Source organism: Ruegeria sp. BK1 (assembly GCF_056535645.1).
The window spans coordinates 272519-294387 of the sequence record NZ_JBQFIS010000002.1; the positions used below are offsets into that span (position 1 = coordinate 272519).

Below are 21869 nucleotides of genomic sequence, written 5' to 3' on the forward strand. Positions count from 1 at the left end.
CACATATAGGGGGCAGAAACGCAGGCAAATGCGTGACATCCCGACCGGTGGCTTTTAGGTTTGGTGCGACAGGCACGACAAAACAGGAAAATAAGGCAGATGCGCATTGTTCCAGCGATCATTCTTGGAGTCGCGATCATCCTTGCTCCGGTCATCTGGTATGTCGTCCCGCTGATCGTTCCAATTGAAGACGACTTCGAAGGGCCCGCCATCGATTCAGGCGCACGGATCGAAATCGAGATGCTCAGCCAGCAAGTCGAGGATATGCGCGCGGAAATCGAACGGCTCTCGCTTGAAATTTCGCGCGCGCAAAGCGGGGCGGCGGCACCGTTGCAGGGGGCTGATGGAGCGGATGATTATGGCTATGACAGCTCAACCCCCAACGAGATTATTGATGCCTATGCGCAGGTCGTGCTGATTGCCGACCGCAACAACGTCAATCAGGATCTGCAACTTGCCAGTTCATCCTTTCTGAAAGAGGCGTTTGGACTCCCGCGCGAAGACCTGACGGATAGTTGCCAATCCATGACCAATCCGCGTCTTGAAGAGAATTTGGTGCTGGAAGAGGTCGGGCCGGTTCGTGTGCGCATGCTGAAACCTGCAATCGAATCTCTGCGAACGGTGTTCGACAATATCCGCCGAACCGACCCCGACCTTTATGATCGTATCAACACGGCCGGGTCGCTTTGTGTGCGTCGGGTGCGCGGAGCGACATCGTCGGCCTCGGCGCATGCATATGGTCTGGCTGTCGACCTGAACGTCGACGGGGTTCTGGATACGCTGGGTGACGGGAAAACCCAGCTGGGCCTGACCATTCTGGCTGATTTCTTCCGGCAGGAGGGCTGGGTCTGGGGCGCGGCCTGGGGGCGCGAGGATTCGATGCATTTCGAGGTCAGCCGCAACAAGATTGAAGAGTGGCTGGAACAAGGACTTTTATAATTTTGTGTGTTGCACACGGTATTGTGAACTGGGACACGGACAACCATAGAATCAACTGAGATATGTATAGCCGCAATCCAAACGGGTATCCGGTGGTGGGAAATACAATCTTGCTTTGGCCTGGGGGCTGGGCTTTTCTAGGTACTGTTTCACGATTTCAGCAAGGGTAGCGAATGCCAAGATCTATGTATCGGACGATCACGCGAATTCCACGTCTCAGCATGATATTTGTATTCGTGACCGTTGGTATTCTTGCGCTTTCTGATATGGCGCTTGCACAAAGCGCATCGAACCTTGCGCCATCTACGTTTCAGCCGCAAAATCAACGCAATAGCGGGCCCGTTACTGTTGCACGCGATCCCGGTGCCCCGGTCCCCGAAGGTGCAGACCGGCTGTTTGTGACTGTTGGTAGGGTCGAGATCGAAGGTGCGCTGCCGCAGATGGAGGCCGCAAATGATGCCTTTATCGCGCGCCTTTCCGGCAAACGTGTTCCCGCGTCCGAGATCTTTGCTGCCACCAATCGTCTGGAAAGTGCTTATAACAATGCGGGGTTTGTCCTTAGCCGGGTCGTTCTGCCGCAACAGACCTTGCGCGACGGCGGGACGCTTCGGATCGTCGTGGTTGACGGGTTTGTCGAACGCATCGACGCTTCGAAAGTGCCCGAAAGGGTGCGCGATCGGGTCGTCAAAATTACCGAGCCGCTGATCGGAAAACGCGGCATTAAGCTACAACAAATCGAACGAGCCTTGCTTTTGGCGGGGGACACGTTCGGCATCCGGTTGGCCTCGACCCTGTCGGCGGGTCAGGCCAATGGTGGCACCGTTCTGACACTGGACGGTGAGTTCAAACAATTCACTGGCTCTTACGGGTTCGACAACACCTTGTCCGATGATCTTGGCCCCGTGAACCTGAGCCTTGGGCTGGAGTTCAACGGCCTTCTGGACCTGGGTGAGACATTCTATTTCAACCTCGGCGGCTCGCCCACACGGTTCTTTTCGGACGATGCCGAATATCGAATTCTGGCGGCGGGTGCAGTGTTCCCCATAGGCTACAATGGCTTGACGATCAACGCCGAGGTCACGTCGAGCACAGCACAGCCCGACACCGATTTTCTGCCGAATGAAAGCGAATTCGAACGGTTTTCGCTACGTCTGTTTTATCCTTGGATCCGCTCCCGGCAGCTTAACCTGTCGTCGCAATTGATCCTTGATCGGATCAGCGACACGCAGGATCTGCTGATCGGCCCGTTCGAAATTCCGATCTTTGACGACGATGTTAGCGTGTTGCGCGCGACGTTGGATGCCACACGCGCCTATGACAATGGTGGCTTCCTGCGCGGTGGTGTGGTGCTGTCACGCGGTTTGGATATTCTCGGGGCGCGGACCTCGGTCGGGCCGGGCGAAACCCCGTTTTCGCGGCAGAATGCCGAACCCGAGTTTACAAAACTGGTTTTGTCGGGGCAGTATCAGCGCCCCCTGAGCGCCAACTGGTCGCTTAATGTGAACGGTCGGATACAGACGAGCTTTGGCGATGCACTGGTGACGTCGGAACAGTTCAGCATTGCAGGCACCAGCGAACTGTCGACCTTTGACGCGGGGTCCCTGCGCGGTGATGATGGTTGGGTGGTTAGGTCCGAGGTCGGACGGTCCCAGCGTGTCGAAGTGGCGGGTTTTCCTCTGATTCTAAAGCCTTATCTGTTTGGCGCCTATGGCGAATTGGGTATTGAAGAGCCAACGATTCTAGAACAAAGCACAACTACGGCCTATTCCTACGGGATTGGGGCTGATCTGATTACGATTGAAGACTCGACCTACAAGTCGGGATCGTTACGAGTTGAATATGGGAGGGGTGAACGCGATGACCTGGGGGAAGACGAAAACCGCTTCAGTATTGTTGCTAGTCGTAGGTTCTAAGTACCGCAACAGCATGCTGCGGTGTGCGATCCTGTCGGCGACGGCGGCGCTGTGGGGCACGACGGCGCTGGCGCAATCGTTGCCAACTGGTGGGACCGTGGCAGCCGGCACCGTGACGATCACGCAGCCCAGCAGCACGCAGTTGGACATTTCGCAAGGGTCGAACTCGGCCATTGTTAACTGGAATGGCTTTTCAATTGGTGCCGATTCAACGGTAAATATCTTCCAACCCGGACAGCAGAGTGTAATCCTGAACCGGGTGACGGGCGACACGACCAGTGAAATCCTTGGCCAGTTGAATGCCAATGGGCAGGTGTTCCTGGTCAACCCCAACGGGATTTTCATCGGTCCGAATGGTGCGGTCAACGCGGGCGGCTTTGTGGCCTCGACCTTGAACATAACTGATGAAGACTTCCTGAACGGGCGCAACAATTTTGCCGGAAACGGAGCCTCGGCGGCGGTGGAAAACGCAGGCACGATCTCGATCGTACCGGGCGGCTATGCGGCGCTGATCGGCGGCAAGGTCTCGAACTCGGGTCTGATCCGGGTGCCGCTGGGCAAGGTCGGGCTTGGCGCGGGTGAGCAGGTGACGCTGGATATTTCCGGCGACGGCTTTTTGCAGGTTGCTGTGCCCTCGGACAGCGATGACGCGATGATGGAGGCGCTGGTTACCAATTCCGGCCGGATCGAGGCCAATGGCGGATCCGTCCACCTCAAGGCAGCCAGCGCCCGCGATGCGGCGCGTCAGGTGATCAACATGTCCGGTGTGATCGAGGCGCAATCAGTGGGTGGCGTGTCCGGCGCTGTTGTGCTTGGCGGCAGCGGCGGTGCGGTTCAGGTCAGCGGCCGAATTGACACTTCGGCGCAGGAAACGCTGGTGGCAACCTCGCTACGGCCTAAAGTGCGTGGGGGATCAATCACCATAACCGGCGAAGCGATCACACTGGCAGGTGCCACGTTGACCGCCGACGGGGCCGTGGGTGGCGATGGCGGCACCATTCTGGTCGGCGGCGATTTCCAAGGCGGCGGCACGCTTCCCACCGCGCAGACCACCTTTGTAGATGCGGGTACGACGATCTCGGCCGATGGCGGGGATGAGGGCAATGGCGGCCGCGTGATCATCTGGTCCGACGATCTGACCGAATTCCATGGCCAGATTTCGGCCCGTGGTGGGGATATTTCGGGCGATGGCGGCTTTGTCGAGGTCTCGGGCCAGACCGATCTGGTTTATCGGGGTTTTACCGACCTTCGCGCCGCGAACGGGGAAACCGGCGAACTGTTGATTGATCCGGTGAACATAACGATCCCGGGCACGTTGACCGAAGCGGGCCTGGAAGCCCAGCTTGAATCTGCGGATGTGTTTCTGACAACGTCGATGGCCGGGTCGGATGCGGGTAATATTACGATAAACGCCGATATCGACTGGATGGCGGCCAATACGTTGTTCCTGGTCGCGGATAACATGATCACGATCAATGGTGCGATCAACGCGGTCAGCGGAGGGTTGCTGTTGAACGCAATGGGAGCGGTTGACGGCGTTGGCCGGATCACCACTGGCCCGGGCGGTAGCATCAATGTGGCCACGTTCAACCTGGTGGCTGGTTTCTGGGACCAGGTCTCGGCCACATTGCCCAGCTTTTTCGCGGGGGATTTCATCGTCTCGCCCAACGCCACATTCCTGCGCGCCACGGGCGGCAACGGATCTGGCGCGAATCCGTTTCAGTTGACCGATGTCTATGGGTTGCAGGGCCTGAACGGCTCCAGCCAGTCCTTTGCACTGGCCAACGACATCGACGCATCGCCCACGTCCAGCTGGTCCTTCGGCTTTGTGCCTGCCGACTTTTCAGGCACACTTGAAGGCAACCGCTTTGCGATCGACAACCTGTTTGTGAACAACGATTTCGTATTCGGCGGTCTGTTTGGAACTTTGAATGGCACTGTGCGCAACCTAAGCATCCGCAACGCCAACGTGACGGCGCAAGGCGGCGGTATTCTGGCCGGTGAAAACACCGGCACAATCTCAGCCGTCAGCGTCTCGGGGCGGTTCAACGGCAGTGACGACGTGTCAGGTGGCCTGGTCGGCATCAACAACGGCGGCACGATTGTCGACAGTTTCTCGACCGCGACCGTTTCGGTCGAACAGATCGAGGCCGATTTCGTCGTTGCAGGCGGTTTGGTTGGCGAGAACTCGGGCACGATCCGGCGTTCGCACAGTGTCGGCCCGGTATTGGGAGTTGGCTTCGGCGACTTCATTATGGGCGGCCTGGTGGGTGAGAACTCGGGCACCGTGGTGGATTCCTATTCGAACTCGAATGTCGATGGCACCAGCCAGTTCTCGGGACCTGCCAACACGGTAGCGGTCGGCGGGCTGGTCGGGTTCAACAATGGTGGTTCGGTCATACGCAGCTATTCCGACGGGTTTGTCGACTTTTCCGGCAGCGATTTCCCCTCGCTGGGCGGGCTGGTTGGCATTAACACCGGGTCGGTTTCAGCCTCGTTCTGGGATACGGAAAACTCGGGTCAGGGAACCAGCGCCGGTGGGACCGGTCTGACCACGTTTCAGTTGCGTGATACGGAAACCTTCTTTGCCATCGCTTCGGCTGCGGGGTGGGATTTCACTAATACATGGGCACCCGGTGTTGGCGAAGTCGGCCCCGCGAATTACACCACCTCGCCGGTAGTGTTCGCTATCCCCGATAATATCGCGGTACTGGATGGCGAAGAGCCACCAAACTTCACCACCGGCACGATCAATGGCGGCCCCTCGGTTTACCTGTTTGGCCCCGAGTCGGATTCACTGGACACCTCGACCGTGTTCCAGGGGCTGGAGTTTTTCGAAACCGAAGGGGGTGAGACTTTCTTCTTCCTGACGACGGACTTCCTGTCCAGTGCTGCAGATGTTGGCTATCAGGTGGCATCCCTTCCCGGCGCGGTCGTTACCGTTATCGACCCAATCCCGGTGCCGCCAACGCCCGAGGTCGAGGTGACGCCAACCGTTGACACAACCATTACCGGCGGCGGCGGCGGAGGTGGGACTGCCGTGACAACCGTGACCGAGGCCGAAACCGCGCTTGGAACGGTTGACAATGCCTCGCAGGAATTTGGAGGAGAGATCGCCTCTTGCGCAAGCAGCGGTGACAACGTCAGCGAGTATTTGGCCTGCTTAGCCGAGGCAATGGACGACTATGCCTCTGAGCTGGACGGTATCGTGAAAGGCCTGCCGCCGGGTCTGGAGTCGGTGGGTGACATCATTCGCGGTGCCAGCGCGGGTATCCGCGAGGCTGGTGATGAAGCCAATCGCCGCTTGTCGCTGGCCACTACCGCCGAAGAGCGCAACGCCATCCGCCGCGAGGCGGTTCAACAGGCCCGTCGGCAGATCCGTCAGGCCCAACGTGAGATCCGCAAGGCCATCACGTTGATAAGAGCAACCGATCCCGAGCTTGCCATCGTTCAGAACCAGCAGGTAGAAACGATTGTGGCTGCGGTCGGTCAAGCGGAAATCGGACTGACCCGCGCCATCGGGCTTTGATACGTCGGAGAGTGGACCTGTGTCTCTGAAACGTTGCTTCGCAGCGCTTATCCTGATGTTGTTCAGCGCAACCATGGTGCTGGCGGACAAGCGAGTTGCGCTGATCATCGGCAATTCCGATTACGTGTCGGTCAGCCCGCTGGGCAACCCGATCAACGATGCCTCGGATCTGGCTATCGCGCTGGAAGGGCTGGGGTTCGAGGTGTTTCTGGGCACCGACCTGACTCGGGATGAGATGCTGTCGCTGGCAGAGTCCTATGGCACGACTGCTGCGGATTCCGATGTATCGCTATTGTTCTACGCCGGGCACGGGTTTCAGGTGAACGGGCGCAATTATTTGGTCCCTGTTGATGCGCAGATCACCAAGCCCGAAGACATCCCCGAGCAGACAATCCAGATGGAGGAATTCGTCAACCGGATGGAACGCTCGGACGGCATCCGTCTGGTGTTTCTGGATGCCTGCCGCGACAACCCGTTCGAAGGAACGGGACTCGAGGTTGGTGGCGAGGGTCTGGCACGGGTTGGCAGCGCGGCGGACTTCATGTTTGCCTATGCGACGCAGCCGGACAACGTGGCCTATGACGGCACCGGCCGGAACAGCTTTTTCACCGAGGCGCTGCTGAGCCATATTTACACACCCGGGCAGGATATTTCGGATCTGATGATCTCGGTGCGCAAGGACGTGCTGGCCTCGACAGGGGGAAGGCAGATTCCGTGGGATAACTCGTCCCTGACGCGGCAGTTCCGGTTCGACAATAGCCCTGTCACGGCGTCTGAGGAGACGCTGCTGTGGCAGGTTGCCGCCAATGCGCAGGATGCGTCCCTGATGCAGCTCTATATGGATCGCTACCCGCAGGGCGCACATGTGAATGAGGTTGTGGCCTTTTTGGACCGGGCCGGGCAGGGGCAGACACTGACCCGCGCGGTGGCTGTCGAGAACAAAGACGAACAGGCTGAGCGTCTGTGGAAGCTGGCGCAGCGCAGCCGGATGCGCCCGCTGCTGGAGTTCTATCTTGAGCAATATCCCGACGGAGCCCATGCGGCACAGGCGCAGCGTCTGATTGCATCCATCCCGCGCCCCGAGGACAGCACACCCGGCGGCATATGTGAACGTTTGGCTACCCACCCGCGCGACCGCACGGCCAGCATCCCCGGCGTGCCGTTCAACCGTCTTCAGGAAAACGCCCTGACCGCCATTCAGGCGTGCAGTGCTGCAGCGGCGCAGACGCCTGACCTGTCCCACTACGTGGCCCTGCTGGCGCGGGCTACGATTGCGGCAGGGGATGTGGACCGGGCGGTGACGCTTTACAAGCAGGCAGCCGAAGCGGGGGACTTGCGGGCCATGGTTTCTCTGGCGCAATTGCACGAGGGCGGCACCGGTGTTCCGCAAGATCAGGCCGCTGCGCTATCTCTGTATGAACAAGCCGCCCAAGGGGGCAGCTTTGATGCGATGATCAATCTTGCCGTAACTCTGTTTGAAGGTCAGATCGTCCCCAAGGACGAAGCGCGCGCAATTGCGCTGTTGCAACAGGCAGCGAATGGGGGGTCAGCCAAGGCGACTTTCAATCTGGGCGTTCTGGCGCAGGATGGAATTACAGGTTCGCCCGATCAGGCACTTGGCTATTTCCAGCGCGCCGCACGTGAAGGCGAATATCAGGGCTATTTGGCAGCGGCGATCCTGCTGGACGAAGGGCGCGGCATGCCCCGCGATCCGCTTGAGGCCGCGCGCATGTTGCTGCGTGGCGCGGCTGAGGATGACGGGGCGATCATGAACCAACTGTCGCTGGCCTCGGACCAGTGGACGCGCGAGACGGTGATGGAAGTGCAAAAGCTGCTGCAAAAGGCCGGGTACTACAACAGCACCATCGACGGTGTGCCGGGGCCGAATTTCATCTCGGCCCTGCAACAATGGCGCAGCGGCGGATTCGATCCGATCATCCTGGCGGCGAACTGACGCCTCTAGTTCACCGGCACAAATTCGATCCGGCGGTTGCGGCGTTTGCCCTCTGCCGTGTCGTTCGAGGTCACGGGGCGGCTTTCGCCATAGCCCACGGTTACAAGACGTTCCGGCGCAATCCCCTGATCGACCAGATAGGCGTTCACCGCCTGCGCCCGCCGTTCGCTGAGCACCCGGTTGGCCGCATCTGATCCATCACTATCCGTATGCCCACCGATCTCGATCGTCAGGTCCGGGCAGCGGTTCACGATGTCATGCAGGTTGGTTAGCAGCGGGATCGAGGCGTCGGACAAGCGCGCGCTGCCCGAGTTGAAATAGATATTGCCGGTGCGGGACAGGATCTCCATCCGGCCTTCGCAAGCCTCGCGGTCCAGATCACCCTTGGTCTCAAGCGCCGCAGCGCCGGGGGTGGCCGCCGCCGTGATCAATTGCGGCGGGGTGCCCGCCTGGGCGCGGTCGAACACAAACCCAAAGCTGACAAAGCCAAAGGGCAGGATGTCGACGCCCGCGGCCTCTTGCAGCTTGCCGCGACCCTCTTCGAGGTTGAAATCGGGCAGGGCGATGGCAATCGGCGTGGTATTGGCCACCGCCACGCGGTCATTGTCGACCAAAGTGATGGCGACCTGCGCGACGCCATCCTTGGTCACACCGTGTAGCGACAGAGAATAGGGAAGGTCGATGATCTTGTGCCGGGCCTGATGCAGGTCGACCAGCTTTTCGGGCGGAAGCTGGGCGGTGATAATGGCCTCGGGGTATTTGAAGGTTTCAAAGAACAAAAACCGCATCCGCACGTTGCGCAGGTCGATCTTGGTATCCACGCTGTCCATCTGTACCCGGATCTCGGCGGCACCGTCCGGGCCGATCACGCCTGACAGGCTGGCAAACCCGCTATTCTCCGCGACCGAGCTTTTCTTGACCGACAGGAATTGCAACTCGGACGCGGCACCATCCAGCGTCCAGCCGTGTTCAAACGGATCAGCGCTTTGCGCCCATGTCGCGTTGGCCAGCATAAGGCTGGCTATGGCAAAAAAGCTTCGCATCAGGTTTGAACGCGGCATGTGTGACCCTCTTCCTATGCTTGATCGCCAATCCGGGATATGTCAGGCGATGGCCACAATAAAGTCAAACGATAGATTTAGATATATTCAGATTGGCATGATGCTACGGCGTCACGGGTGTGATAAAAGAACGGCGATAAAGGATCCGATGTGTTTCGCATTTTCTACCCTCTGATTGCGATAATCAGCCTGGTATGGACCAGCCTCGCCTGGGCCGAGCCCCGCATTGCGCTGGTGATCGGAAATTCGGCCTATGGCTCGGTGTCGCCGCTGGACAATCCGGTCAATGACGCGACGCTGATTTCCGGCAAGTTGACCGAGCTGGGGTTCGAGGTTCGTAACCTGACCGATAGTTCCCAGATCGAGATGAAGCGTGCCATTGCCCAGTTTGGCCGCGATCTGCGGCAGGGGGGCGAGAATGCGGTGGGTCTGTTCTACTACGCGGGTCACGGAGTGCAGTCCTTTGGGTCGAACTACTTGTTGCCGGTTGATATCTCGCTGAGCGATCCCGCCGATCTGGATTTGATGGCGGTCGAGGCGCGCTCGGTCCTGCATCAGATGGCCTCGGCGCATAACAAAACAAATATCGTCATTCTGGATGCCTGCCGGAACAACCCGTTCGAAAATCTCGCCGATATGGATGACAACGGTTTGGCTGAGATGAAGGCTCCCACGGGCACGTTTCTGGCCTATGCCACTGACCCCGGCGGCGTCGCGCTGGACGGTGAAAAGGGCAACAGCCCCTTCACGCTGAGTTTGGCGAGCCATATCGAAACACCGGGGATGGCCATCGAACAATTGTTCAAGAAAGTCCGCGTGGATGTGCTGGAACAGACCCGAGGGCTGCAAACGCCGTGGGATACTTCGTCGCTGACGCAGGATTTCGCGTTCTCACCCGAAACTCAAACGCCCATCGTTCAAACCCAGAGCGAAGATGAGCTGTGGCAGGAAGCGATCACAAACCGTGATCCGGTGCAAATCATGCTGTTCATGCGCGCCTATCCAGACAGTATTCATGCTGACGAGGCCAGCGAGCTGTTGCAAACCGTACTGGCCGAATCCTTCGGCACCGTGCCGCAACCAAAAGTGCCGGCGCAAAAAGTGGTCGAAGCGAACGAAACTGAACGCCTCATGTATGAACTGGCGCTAGCTGATGACACGGTCCACGCCTATGAGGTCTATTTGCAGAGCTTCCCCGAGGGGGCGTTTTCAGGCAAAGCCGCTGAACGTCTTGCTGCCTTGCAGTACGGCGAGGAAACCGTCACCCGCAAGACCGAGCCAGAGGCCGAGGTGTCAGAAATCGCGCCATCGGGCGATACCCCGATGACTTTGGACTCGATATTGGATTTCGGAAACGACCATGTGCGCGGACAGACGATCAATCAGCTGGTGGCAGGCGCGCCACTGTTTCCCCCGATCGAAGGGTTGCCGGATGAGCTGTGGAAAGACCAGTCTTGCTCGAACTGCCACCAATGGACGCCCGAGGACCTGTGCAATCAGGCCCAGACCTATGTCAATCGCCCCGAGGCCGGGAATGTCGCCAAACAGCACCCATTTGGCGGCGGTCTGAAGGTTAACCTACGCCGATGGGCATTGGGCGGATGTCAGGGCTAGGGTCCTAGCCCGACAATTTCGCCAGATCAGCGCTGAGCGCGCGTGCATCCGCGATGCTCTTTTGCAGGGCTGCAAGCCGGGCATCTGGCGTTGCACCGCCGGGGGCGTCGTTCAGGACGCGGTCAATGCGTGCGGCTGTTGCCGCGTCACCTCCTCCAATCGCATCCCGCTGTTGCAGTATTTTCAGTTTTAGCTGGGCCAATTCTGTTTCGGACGTGCGAATTTGCGCGGCCAACGCATCATTTCGAGCCTGCGCCGATGCAACGTCACCCTCGGCGGCGGCGATCCGGTCGTCATAGGCTCCGGTGGCAATGCCCGAAACCCCGGCAAAGAACCCTCCATCCGCCGGGTCGGTCGTGGTCTGACATGCGGCCAGCACAAGGCAGGGAAGGGCGGCAAAGCGCATCATTCTGTCCCCCATTACAACGACGACGCCAGATCGCTTGCGATCCCGCGCATTTGGGTGATCTGGTTCGACAGCGCTGTCAGGTCTGCATCAATGGGCGATGCCGTCTGACCACGGGCAATTGTCAGCGTTCGTGCCTCGGTGAACTCGGCCTGTCGTTTGGTGGCACCGTCTATGGCCAATTCCATCTGGGTAAGGTTGCCGTTGGCTTCAGCCAGTTCTTTTTCGATCAGCGCCGGGTCCGCCTTGCCCGCAGCGATGCTGGCGTTCAGCGCGTCCAATTCAGCTTTCTGCGCGGCCAGTACCTGGTTCATGACAGTCAGCGTTGTCTGCATCTCGGCGGCATTGCGGTCCAGATCTTCTCGGATCTGGCGCAGTCGCGCCTCGCGGCCGGCATAGTTGCGCTGAACAAAGGCCACATAGGTGCCGGCAAGCGCGCCAGCCCCCAAACCGATGGAAATCCCGCTTCCCGCATCGTCGCTACCACCCAGCCCAAAGCCGATCCCGCCGCCAATCGCACCTCCGGCGACGGCACCCTGAAGGATGGTCTTTTGCATGGCAGCGGCCTGTTTGACCAGATCTGCCTCGGCCTGCGTTGACCCAGTTGGCGCTGTCGCCGGGGCCGAACTCTGGCTGCTGTCGCCGCAAGCCGACAGGACCAGAGACAGTGTAACAAGACCTGCGCCTATTCGGGTGGGACAAAATCGGCCAGCCATTGGTAACTTCCTTTTCTGCTATCATCTGCTTGCGACACATGCCGGAGGAACAGCGCGGCATCCCGACGCAATTGCGCGTCGGCAAAATTCAGATCACGCGACTCCGACGCGGCACTTACAATCGAAATATTTATGTCGGGCGGGAAAAACACGACGGCGCGGCGTAGCACTTCGTCGTAGTAGCTGCGACTTTGGTCCAGCCGCCGCAGGATGATCCCGCGTGAACGGTAGATGTCGTAGATATCGTTTCGCGCCTGTTGCAAAACGGGCAGAGCGCTGTCATCTGAGCGGGCAATATCTTCGATTTGGCGCAGGGCATCCTCGGCAATGGTCAGTGTGCGTTCGACGCTGCGCAAGGCTACGATATCAGTGCGCAGCCGTTGCATCGTTGTGGCTGCCAGAAAAACCGAGACTTGCGCCGCATCCTCGAACAATTGCGCGGCCGAAGCGTTTTCAGGCATTGGCAGTCCCTGCCGGTACCTGTCTAACGCCGGGCCAAGATCACGGGTCAGCGGGTCAGTCAAATGCCCCAAAGCCATCAGGGCCGAGGCAAGTTGCTCGGGGTCTGCCTCGGTCATCGTGGTGGGGATTGGATCGGCAATAAGAGCTGTCGCACCGTCCAGCCCCGATAGTTTCTCGTGCGCGAAAGTTGCGAACAATCCGTCTGGAAAGGTCTGCAAATAGGTTTCGAACGCCCGTTTGTCTGAACTCGAGGCGATCTGCCTCCAATGTTCCAGATCGGCAGCGATGTCGTCTTGGGGCGTGCTGCCCGGCAAGCCCGGCGCAAAGCTATGTTCGTCCAGAACCGATTCCTCAACCCAAGGGATCTGGCGCCCTTCCGTCTCGAGAACCACTTGTTGGCGGACCCGACCCAGCATCAGTCGAACGTCCAGATCTGGGGTTGAGATATGGTCTAAAAGCCCCGAGGTGAACACGCTGTTCTGACCTTCGCCGTCATAGGCCACATTGCCGGGATCCGTGGCATAGGCGATCAACAGACCAGCGCCGCCGCGCATTCGGACCAGCCCTTGTTCCACTAACCCGCTATCCGAAAACGGATTATTGCGGCAGGCGTCCAACAGCAGGATGCCAACATCCGGCCCTGCCTTGGCCATCACGTCCCGCACCCGGTCCAGCGTCATCGAACTGCGCTGCAGCGAGCCGAGATCTGACCCTTGGAAATCGGTGCCGATCAGGTAATTCGCCCCACCGATTTGCACCCCGTGCCCGGCATAAAAGAACACGGCCATTTCCGCCCCTTGCGCCGCGATACCGAATTGATCCACCGCGCGTTCCATGGCTGCGGCGTTCTGGTTTAAGGCCTGAATGACGGTAAAGCCCAGCTCCTTTAACGCGTCGCTCAAGGCGGAGACATCATTGCCGGGGTTGCGCAGCGACATATCCGGCGATGCATAGTCCGAATTGCCTATCATCAACGCGACACGGTCCGAAGCAAGTAGCGGAGATGCACACAGAACCGCGCAGAAAAACAGGGCAACTCGGCCAGCAATCAGGCGGATCACATTCATATACTCACATTACCGCAAAGAATCGAATGACCACAATTCGTTTTCCCGCACGACGTTAAATTCGCGGGCTAGGCCGCGCCTGCCGCCTGGGACACAGTTTAGCTTGTCCGTTCCTTTGCCAGCCGTTTGGCAGCCTGATCCCCGGCAACGTCGACCTGATGCTTAAGCTCCTGTGCCACAACAATCATCGCCGCATGCGGGTTCAATTCGGTGTCCAGCGGGCGATAGCTGTTCAGCGCCTCAGACAGTTTTTTGGTGCGCTTCGCAAAGCTGGAAAGAATAGCGTGATCAGCAGAGTCGTCGGGGACAACATAGTTTTCGAGCAATTTGTTGATTTCCGGTGTCTTGAAATACCGAGAGTCCATGCCCGGTTTCGATTTCACCGCGCTGGCCTTGATCCGCGACCAGGCTTTCACGTCGGGCTCCACATCACAGGGCAACCAGTCCACATCCGCGTGCGAACCAATGGTTTCGAACTCTTTATCCTGCAGGGCCGCGCGCAGATAGGCGACCACGCCCTGACACACGTCCGCGCTGTCTTCGAACGCCTCGGGCGTCAGGCCACAGCTTTGCAGCGCGCGGCGGGCCTGTGCGTCGCCATCGATACAGGCACCATAGGCCAGAACGCATTTTCCAAGCGTGGTGTTGACCTTGATCGCTTCACGGGCGAGGCGGCGGTTCTTGGGCTGCTCGCGCGCCAAAACAAACAGCTCCCAACCCTTCTGGATTTGTTCGCGGCCATGTTTCCCGAACCAATAGCTGTTGAGGAACTTGCCGATCTTCTCGATACTGGTCAGAACAGCCGCGCCGATATGCGTGGCATCGGTCAGCCGGGCAATTTCGGCCCCGACGCCAGCTGAATCGGCGGCGACCTGCGCCGCATCATGGGCGGTGCCTGCGATCAGCACGTCCCGCTCGCCCACCACGGCAGGTTCATAGGGGCTGTAGCTGCCACGTATCGCATTCATCTCGCGGCTCCATTTGTTCAGCGACTTGCGGCGGCGATGCAGCTTGATGCTGTCGGCAATCAGAGTGCGGATCTTGCCCAACAGTGCCGCGCCCGGCATGGCGGCCAGCAAAATGCCGGTAGCCCCTTTGGTGGCTTGATCAATCATTTTGATGCGCTGGTCGGTTTTCTTGACCTGCAGGGTCAGTTCCTCGACCGCCGACATCGCCCGCTCATACTCTTCAGCATAGATTTTCGGGTCGGAATATTGGTCCAACCGCGTCAAATCGGCCTGTTTTTTCAGTTTTTCAAGCCACTCGTCCTCTTCATCGATATCCGCCTCGACCGAGGCGACGAATTTGGGATCCTTCAGCAAAGTGGCGGTCACGTCGTCATAGAGAACCCGCACCTCGGCTTCGAGCTTATTGTTATTACGTGTGGGTCGTTTTTCAATCTCATCGATCTTGTCGATCATCGAGTCCAGTTTATCGTCCAGCGCCTTCTCATCTTCGGGTGACAGGTTAAGCTCGGCCACGTCGCGCGCATCCTGCGAAACCATGCTGTCGTAAATTTCGCCCAATTTTTTGAGCGCGCCCATAACCGCAGTCGGATCGGCCTTGTCCGGGTCCAACGAAAGGAACAGTTTCACATCCTTCTGGTCCTCGGGCAGCTTGTATTTCTTGACCATGGCGCGGCATTTATCCATCGCCTTTTTCACCTTGACCCGGTCGGTCATAAAGCTTTCGTCCGCGATTTGCTGAGACAACTCGCGCGCTTCGTCCATGACCCCGCGCTGATCGGCGACGGTTGCCATGTTGCCGCTCATGCCGAAATCGGTCTGACCCCCGGCATGGGCCTCTTCCTCGAACGGGTTGGTTGCAAAGGGCGAGTCGCTGCCGTGGCCGCCCCAACCGGCCTCGATATCGCGCGCGTCCTTGTCGACGCGGACCGCATCCCCCTGCAAACCGGCGGTACCTGCAAAACTTGCCGCCACAGGCAACAGGGCCAGTTCCTTGACGAACGTGTCCCAATCACCTTTCTGGGCGGCCGCCACCATCTTGTCGATCATCTGGGTCGACATCCCGATGGCCTTGGCCAGCATCCCCCACGAGGCGGCCTCGTCCCGGCTGTCCTTGCCGGTGTCGCCCCAGCCGCCATCTTCACCCTTGGTGCCGCTGGCCGACATGCTTTCGCCTGCCGCGTCACACAGATCGGCGACCGCTTCGACCACCAGCTCGCGCGGATCGCGCAAGGTTCCCTTGGCCTTGGCCTCAGCCAGTTCGCTCAGCTTCGAGACTGCTTTTAGCCCGGCCTTTCCGGCCAGAATCCCGAACTTGGTCTTGTGTTCGCGGTTTTGCGTATCGGCGTCGCTGGTCAGTTCCTTGGCGGTGCTGCCGGCGGTCATGCCTGCCGCGAAGGCATCGGCCATCGCCCCGGCCAGACCAATCGCCACCTCGCGTTTCTTTTTCTTCTTGTCCCGCGCGCCTTCAACGGCCTCGACCGCACCAAGAGCTGCTGCAACTGCGCATTTGCGGGCAGCGTCCTGCCGCACGTATTCCCCATAGGCCTGGGTCATCTTGGCGGCCTTGATATTTCCCAGCTCGCGCTCAAGCTCGGCCTTGTCTGTCACTGAGGCGGTTTCCATCTCGGCCAGAATCCGCTTTTCTTCGCCCGCCAGCCAGTCGTCGTAGTCGCCTTTGCCGCCGTCCTCTTTGAATTTGTCGAACTGTGCCTGCGTCAATTGCAATTGCGTGACCTTGGCCTCGTCATCAGCCAGTTCTGACAGGGTCATGCCGTCCTTGATCTCAAGGTTCGCATATTCCAGCTTGTTCTGTTCAACCGACACGCCGTCCAACTCATTGCGCAGCTGAATCAGCTTTTCTTCGTCTTTTTCCGTCTCCATCTGCGCAACAAGAGTTTCTTCTTCCTGCGACAGCCAATCCTTGTAGCTTGTCGCGCCGTCCGGGTGGGCCTTGGCATAGCGCGCTTCGGTCAGATCAGATTGCGAAATCTTGGGGCGGTCCTCTTCGTCCATCTTCTTGATCTCGGCGATAGTTTTGCCGTCAATTACCAGATCGTCATATTCGTCGGGCATTTCATCATACGGGACGACATCGCCTTCGATCACATCCGCGCCCTTGAACTTCATGAATTCCGCAATATCGTCGCGGCTGGCCTCGGTGATCGACAGATTGGCGTAGTCGAGGGCCTGCGAACTTGCCAAATTCGCCGCACCAATCAGTAATTTGGCGTTGCGCAGACCCGACCCCAGCTTGGAGCCGCCCATTTCCTGCCCCTCTTCTTCCGCCATCAGGCGGGTATAGATCGCGGTGGCATTGCTGAACACGTTCAGCCCCTCGGAAAAACTGTCGGGCACCAGGTTGGACGGAATGACCCCTTCGCGCACCAGCGGGGTCCACAGTTCCTTTTCGATGTCGCGGTCGCTGAACAGCCGCTTGCCATCCTTGCCTTGCAGCTTGGCAAGATCATTGGATTTTTCGATCAGCGGTTCTAGCTTGGCATACATCTCGCGGATTGCAGCGGCGGCCTCGGGCGAGGAAAAGGCAAATTCCTCGTCGCCCTTTTTCAACTTCTTGAACTCACCCGCGCGGTCGGCATAGCTGTCCCATTCGGCGTTCTCGATCTCGACCGGGATTTTCTTGTCGCCCACATTGGCCAGAACCTGAATGCGCTTGGGCGTTTTGATGCCCATCTTTTTCCACACAAGTCCGGCAGCAGGGTTCAGGGACATCGTGCTTTCGATGTTCTTGTCGTAAGTCATGACGACGAAATCCATATCGGACAAATGCGTCTTGAGGTCGGATTTGATCTTGTCGAATTCTGCGGTCTTCAACGTCGCGTCGATGAAACTCTGACGCTGTTCGAAATCGTGCAGCTCATTGGCCAGTTCAGGGGCCAGAGTATCATTTTCACCGCAGACCTGTTTCAGCCATTCATGTTCTTTTTCAAATGCCATGATCTTTGTCCCCGGTTACGACTGTTTGACTTCGGCCAGAAGGTCGGCTTCGGTTTTTTCGAGGAAGTAGAGGAACCTGCGCACCGGGCGCCCGCCGTCAAACGGGTTGGTCTTGTAAAGCCCGCCGATCTTGCTTTCGTCCAGAAACCGCCTGTTGCGGCGGATCATGGCAAAGGCCTGTTCGCGCAGCGCAATAAGCTCGGGCATGTCCGCATCCTTGGCGGCGGTGATCAGCTTGAAACATTCGGCCGAAAGGTCCATCTTTAGGCCGACCTGTTCGGCAACGGATTTGATTGCTTTTTCATTTTTGTCGATCAGAGCCACGACGTTTTGGGCCGTTTCATCCGCGTCCGAGTCGCGCGCTTTGGCGGCGACGGATTTCACGTGCTTGCCGTAAAACTCATCCATTCCCTTGAAATAGGGCGACAGACTGTCGATCAGCCGGTTCAGGATCATCTCAAACTTCTCAGCGGGCGGTTTGCCTTTCAGGTCCAGCGTGACATTTGCATCGGCAAACTCGCGCGCCTCGTCCATCAACCGCAGCGCTTCGTCGCGCAATTCGTCCCAATCCTCAACCGAGGCCGCAGATTTTGCGCGGCTTTTCAGCGCTTTCAGCAGGGTCTCGTTGCTTTCGAAACTGTCCCGTGCCGCCCCTTTGAGGTGTTTCTTTTCCGCCGAGATCAGATTGTCGAACCGGTCGCGGGCTTCTTTGTACCGCGCCTTGGCTTCTGCGGTCTTTTCGTTCTTGTCGCCCGACGTGTCCATATCGGAAAGTGCGTCCTTAAACGCCGTGCTACCATGCCCCTTTATGCCGGCAATCAGCGCCGAAGGCGCTTTCTTGCCCTTCAGCCCTTTGAACGCGTCTTCGGCCTGTTTTAGCAACCGGGTTTCACGGCCAATCTCGGCAATCAGTTTTTTCAGGGCCGGTTCACCGTTGAATTCGTAGGTTGTGTTGTCGCCAATTTCGATGGTTCCCCAGAGCTTGGCAAATTTTCCCTCAAAACTTCCGACGTAGTCTTTGCGGTCGGCGGCAGACTTAAGCCGTTTCAGCATCGCGGCGTCAATCTTCAGCCCCTCGGCCATGTTGTTGTCATTGCCGGTGTCCAGCTTGTCAGAAAAGGCCTTTAACGTGGCCTTGAATTGATTGACATAGGCTTTGGTCAGGTCCTTGCGCGCCGAATTGAATCTTTTTTCGAAATCCTTGTAGAGCGTGCGATAATATTCCGCGCTTTCCACCTGAGCTTCCAACTTCTTTTCCTGCGATTTCAGGGTTTTCAGACAATCAGGCAGGTTTTTGGGGTCTTTGACCTTTTCATTCGCCCCGTCGAACTGATCTTTATAAAACTGCTTGCCAGTAGCGGTGTATTTCAGAACGCCCTTATCCAGTTGGGTCTGCCACCTCTGGGCGCATTTTTCATATTCGATATAGTCGTCGACATTATCCTCCAGAACTTTCAGTTCGGCAGCCATCTCTTGTTCGAAGGTTTCCAACAGCTCCAGATCGGCGCGGCCCAGCTCTTCTGACCCCGCAATCAACTGCATAACCTCAAGATTTGCGGCCAGCGGACGCAGCACTTCTTGCGGCAGGCCAGTAAGGCCGCGCCGGATCAACGGGATCGAGCGGCGGGTCTGCAATTCACCGTGGCCAGTGGCATCAGCGCCTTCCTGTTTGATCTCATGATCTGAGATGGCCAAATATTTGGCCAGCTTTTTCTCATGAAATTCGGCGCATTCCTTGAAAAAGGCTGCCAGCAGTTTTTCACCGGCAGCGACTTCTTTTACCACCTTTTTCTGCCATGCCAGGATCTTGTCGACATCCTCCTCGAAATGGTCCTTGGCTTCGTCAAGCTTTGGCAGGTGCACATAGTTGGGCATGGTGTCGTTGAACTTGGCCAGCGCCTCATAGGGTTTATTCTTTTTGTCCTTGTATCTTGACGCGTATTTCTTGCGCATTTTACTTGCGGTGATACGCATATCCCTCATATGCCGAGTGGTATCGACCACCTCGCGCGCCAGACTATCCAGCCGGTTGGCATCGGCTTCGTCGGCCAGTTCCTCGGTCGATTTCCGGCTCGCGACCGCCTGTTCCAGATCCTGATCCTCATTCCCCAAAATCTCGCCTTTCGGGGCATCGGCGGCTTGGTTTTCGGACAGGGCCAATTTTTCGAGTGTCTCAAGGTACAATAAACCATTCAGAACCGCCTGAGCCTTGGAATAATCCCCATCGGCGCACAGTTTCTCGGCCACTTTCGCAGCCCGTTTCAGCACGCGCTGACCCCGACGGGCGAGCTTGTCGTGATCGCTGTCCTGATCGCCCTTTTCGGCCTTTTGGTCTTGCAGATCGGCCAGATCGCCCCGCACGGTCTTGAGTTTCAGGTCAATCGAGGCCTTGAGCGCCGCAACTTTCTTGTCGCGCAGTTTCTTGTCTTTTTGGTGGTCACGGAAATCAATCGGATGCCGCCATGCTCTCAGCAGCTTGACCTCCTGCGAGGACAGCTCGAACTTCTCTAGTTCCCGATCTGTAAAAGTGAACAGCTCGGGGTCGAACTCATCAAGATCGGCACCCTCTTCGGTCATACCATAAAGCTGAGCTGCCGCCTGACTGATTTTCTCTTCGATGGACGTCCCATCGGGCCGGTCGGGCACCACTACGGATTTCAGTTTTAGGGCTGCCATCAACTTGGCGGCAAAATCGCGCGCCCGTTCGGCTTTTTTCGGATCTACAGTGTCGTCCAGTTCCTGAACTTCTGCGCTTTCAGGCATTTGCTTTCCCCCCAACGGACCTTTTAACTGGTGCTCAAGGCCTGTTTCATCTGTTCGACCGCCCCACCCAGCGTTTCGGCCAAAGTCATCGATACGTTCAGATCATTTCCATCCATGATCTGAATGGCCTCGTTCGTGTTCAGGAACTGGCCCATTTCGTCAAAAATGCTCTGCGCTTCGGCCTTAGCGTTGGGCAGCTTGTCCTCATTCGCGGCGTCAAGACCCAGAAAGGCCGCATTCAACCGGGTATAAAGATTGTCGGAAAATCCGGTCAGGCCGTTATCGGCCAAAATCTGGCAATTGGGGTCTGGGAAACCCGCCAACTCTTTCCGCAAGGATTCGATCTGACCATTGGCCTGAGTGCAAGCCGCGTCCCAGATATCGCGCACGCGTTTGGCGGCTTCCCGACCAGTCGGACCGGGGTCAAGGCCTGCGGGGGTCGCATCAGCGCTGGCCAATTCCTGTTCGATCATCGCCAGCGCTTTCAGCGCAATCGGGTATTCCCCGGCCTCGGCCCGAGTGACCGCTTGCGCATATATCTTTTTGGGCTTTGCGAACTGTGCTGCGTCCCGTTTCAGGGCCGCCGCCAGAATCGGTGCAATCCGGGCGCGCTCCTGTTCGTATTTCTGCTTGCCTGCCAGAGCGTCAGTCTGCCGGGTTTCGGGTTCCGCAGTACTCCCCGCTTGAATCTGGCCGGACAGAGCTTTGAGAATTTTCAACGCCATCTCAAAATTGCGCGCATCCGCTTCGGCCACCGCCTTGACCCAGGCCGCGTTGGCTTTGCCGCCGTCGATCCGGCCTGCATCGATCGCTTTTTTCAGAACGGGCTCAAACTTGGCCGAGCCGATTTGCCATTTCTTTTCGTTCAGATCGATAGGTGCAGGCGCTTCCTCGGGTTGCTGGTCTGCAGCGGTCATCGACTGAATCACCCGTTTGGCGACCTTGATCGCCCCGGCATAGTCGGTCTCTTCATCGCCGATCCGCACCGCATAGGTCCAAGCGGCTCTAATCTTGGATACATCGCCAGTCGAGGTCTTGAGGAATTGCAGTATTTTGGGTTCAACGGTCGATTTCAGCTGTTCCCATTTCGCTTGAAGCGGGTCGGGAGCTTGGGTTTCCGCGGTATCGCCCTGGGCATCCGCATCTTCGCCATCCTGTTCGATCAGGTTTCCCTGAGCATCCAGGATACACACTTTCATAGGCAGCTTGGCCAAAGTCAGAAAGGCGCGGGTCTTTTTGGACAGCCCGCCCAATTCATCGGAAATAAGGGTCAAGTTTAGCGTATTGCCGTCAGCGTTACAGGTTCCAAAGGCGACCTTGGGAGTTTCTCCGGCCTTTTTCGCGTTTCGGCCCAACAGGTCTGGGGCCTTGATGCGGTCCAGCAGGAAAACGGTAGTGTCAGATTTCTTCCCCAAGCAAATAGCGAAATTGAGATCCCGTTTTCGGGCCGCAGCAATATGACCTTTGAGGTCTTTTACTACTGTCTTGTCCAATGCCATCTCTATGCCTCCCCCGAGCGCAA

Annotated in this window: 12 protein-coding genes; 5 read left to right on the forward strand and 7 right to left on the reverse strand. The window is 58.1% G+C overall.

Going from position 1 to position 21869, the window contains the following annotated elements; genetic code table 11:
• Positions 1-99: 99 nt before the first annotated feature.
• From ACR3E7_RS19720 to ACR3E7_RS19735, 4 genes are all read left to right on the forward strand, one after another.
• A complete protein-coding gene (locus ACR3E7_RS19720; RefSeq protein WP_480504697.1) occupies positions 100-939 on the forward strand; it encodes a M15 family metallopeptidase in 840 nt (279 codons plus the stop codon).
• Between the two features lie 236 nt (positions 940-1175).
• The gene (locus ACR3E7_RS19725) at positions 1176-2852 is read left to right on the forward strand and encodes a ShlB/FhaC/HecB family hemolysin secretion/activation protein (RefSeq protein WP_480504695.1); all 1677 of its coding nucleotides are present in this window, start codon (positions 1176-1178) and stop codon (positions 2850-2852) included.
• Positions 2797-6381, forward strand: a complete 3585-nt coding sequence (locus ACR3E7_RS19730) for a two-partner secretion domain-containing protein (RefSeq protein WP_480504693.1) — start codon at positions 2797-2799, stop codon at positions 6379-6381. The genes ACR3E7_RS19725 and ACR3E7_RS19730 overlap by 56 nt, the downstream gene beginning before the upstream one ends.
• A 19-nt stretch (positions 6382-6400) precedes the next feature.
• Positions 6401-8335, forward strand: a complete 1935-nt coding sequence (locus tag ACR3E7_RS19735) for a caspase family protein (RefSeq protein WP_480504691.1) — start codon at positions 6401-6403, stop codon at positions 8333-8335.
• A 5-nt stretch (positions 8336-8340) separates the two neighbouring features.
• On the opposite strand, the gene ACR3E7_RS19740 is transcribed toward ACR3E7_RS19735, so the two are convergent.
• Complete coding sequence (locus ACR3E7_RS19740) at positions 8341-9396, reverse strand: OmpA family protein (protein WP_170783581.1); 1056 nt, start codon at positions 9394-9396, stop codon at positions 8341-8343.
• Between the two features lie 150 nt (positions 9397-9546).
• Here ACR3E7_RS19740 and ACR3E7_RS19745 point away from each other — a divergent pair, with 150 nt between their 5' ends.
• On the forward strand, positions 9547-11010 hold the full coding sequence (locus ACR3E7_RS19745) for a caspase family protein (protein ID WP_480504688.1): 1464 nt from the start codon (positions 9547-9549) through the stop codon (positions 11008-11010).
• A 4-nt stretch (positions 11011-11014) separates the two neighbouring features.
• Here the strand turns inward: ACR3E7_RS19745 and ACR3E7_RS19750 are convergent, their stop codons facing one another.
• The 6 genes from ACR3E7_RS19750 to ACR3E7_RS19775 all read right to left on the reverse strand — a co-directional run bounded on the left by ACR3E7_RS19750 (position 11015) and on the right by ACR3E7_RS19775 (position 21846).
• Positions 11015-11419, reverse strand: a complete 405-nt coding sequence (locus ACR3E7_RS19750) for a hypothetical protein (RefSeq protein ID WP_170789104.1) — start codon at positions 11417-11419, stop codon at positions 11015-11017.
• A gap of 11 nt (positions 11420-11430) precedes the next feature.
• A complete protein-coding gene (locus tag ACR3E7_RS19755) occupies positions 11431-12132 on the reverse strand; it encodes a hypothetical protein (protein ID WP_480504687.1) in 702 nt (233 codons plus the stop codon).
• Positions 12102-13661 (reverse strand): caspase family protein, encoded by a 1560-nt coding sequence (locus ACR3E7_RS19760; RefSeq protein WP_480504685.1) that lies wholly within the window; start codon positions 13659-13661, stop codon positions 12102-12104. The genes ACR3E7_RS19755 and ACR3E7_RS19760 overlap by 31 nt, the downstream gene beginning before the upstream one ends.
• 98 nt (positions 13662-13759) lie before the next feature.
• Positions 13760-17584, reverse strand: coding sequence for a hypothetical protein (locus ACR3E7_RS19765; RefSeq protein ID WP_480504683.1), 3825 nt, complete (start codon positions 17582-17584; stop codon positions 13760-13762).
• A 15-nt stretch (positions 17585-17599) separates the two neighbouring features.
• On the reverse strand, positions 17600-20347 hold the full coding sequence (locus tag ACR3E7_RS19770; protein ID WP_480504681.1) for a hypothetical protein: 2748 nt from the start codon (positions 20345-20347) through the stop codon (positions 17600-17602).
• A gap of 23 nt (positions 20348-20370) precedes the next feature.
• Positions 20371-21846, reverse strand: a complete 1476-nt coding sequence (locus tag ACR3E7_RS19775; RefSeq protein WP_480504679.1) for a hypothetical protein — start codon at positions 21844-21846, stop codon at positions 20371-20373.
• Positions 21847-21869: the final 23 nt, after the last annotated feature.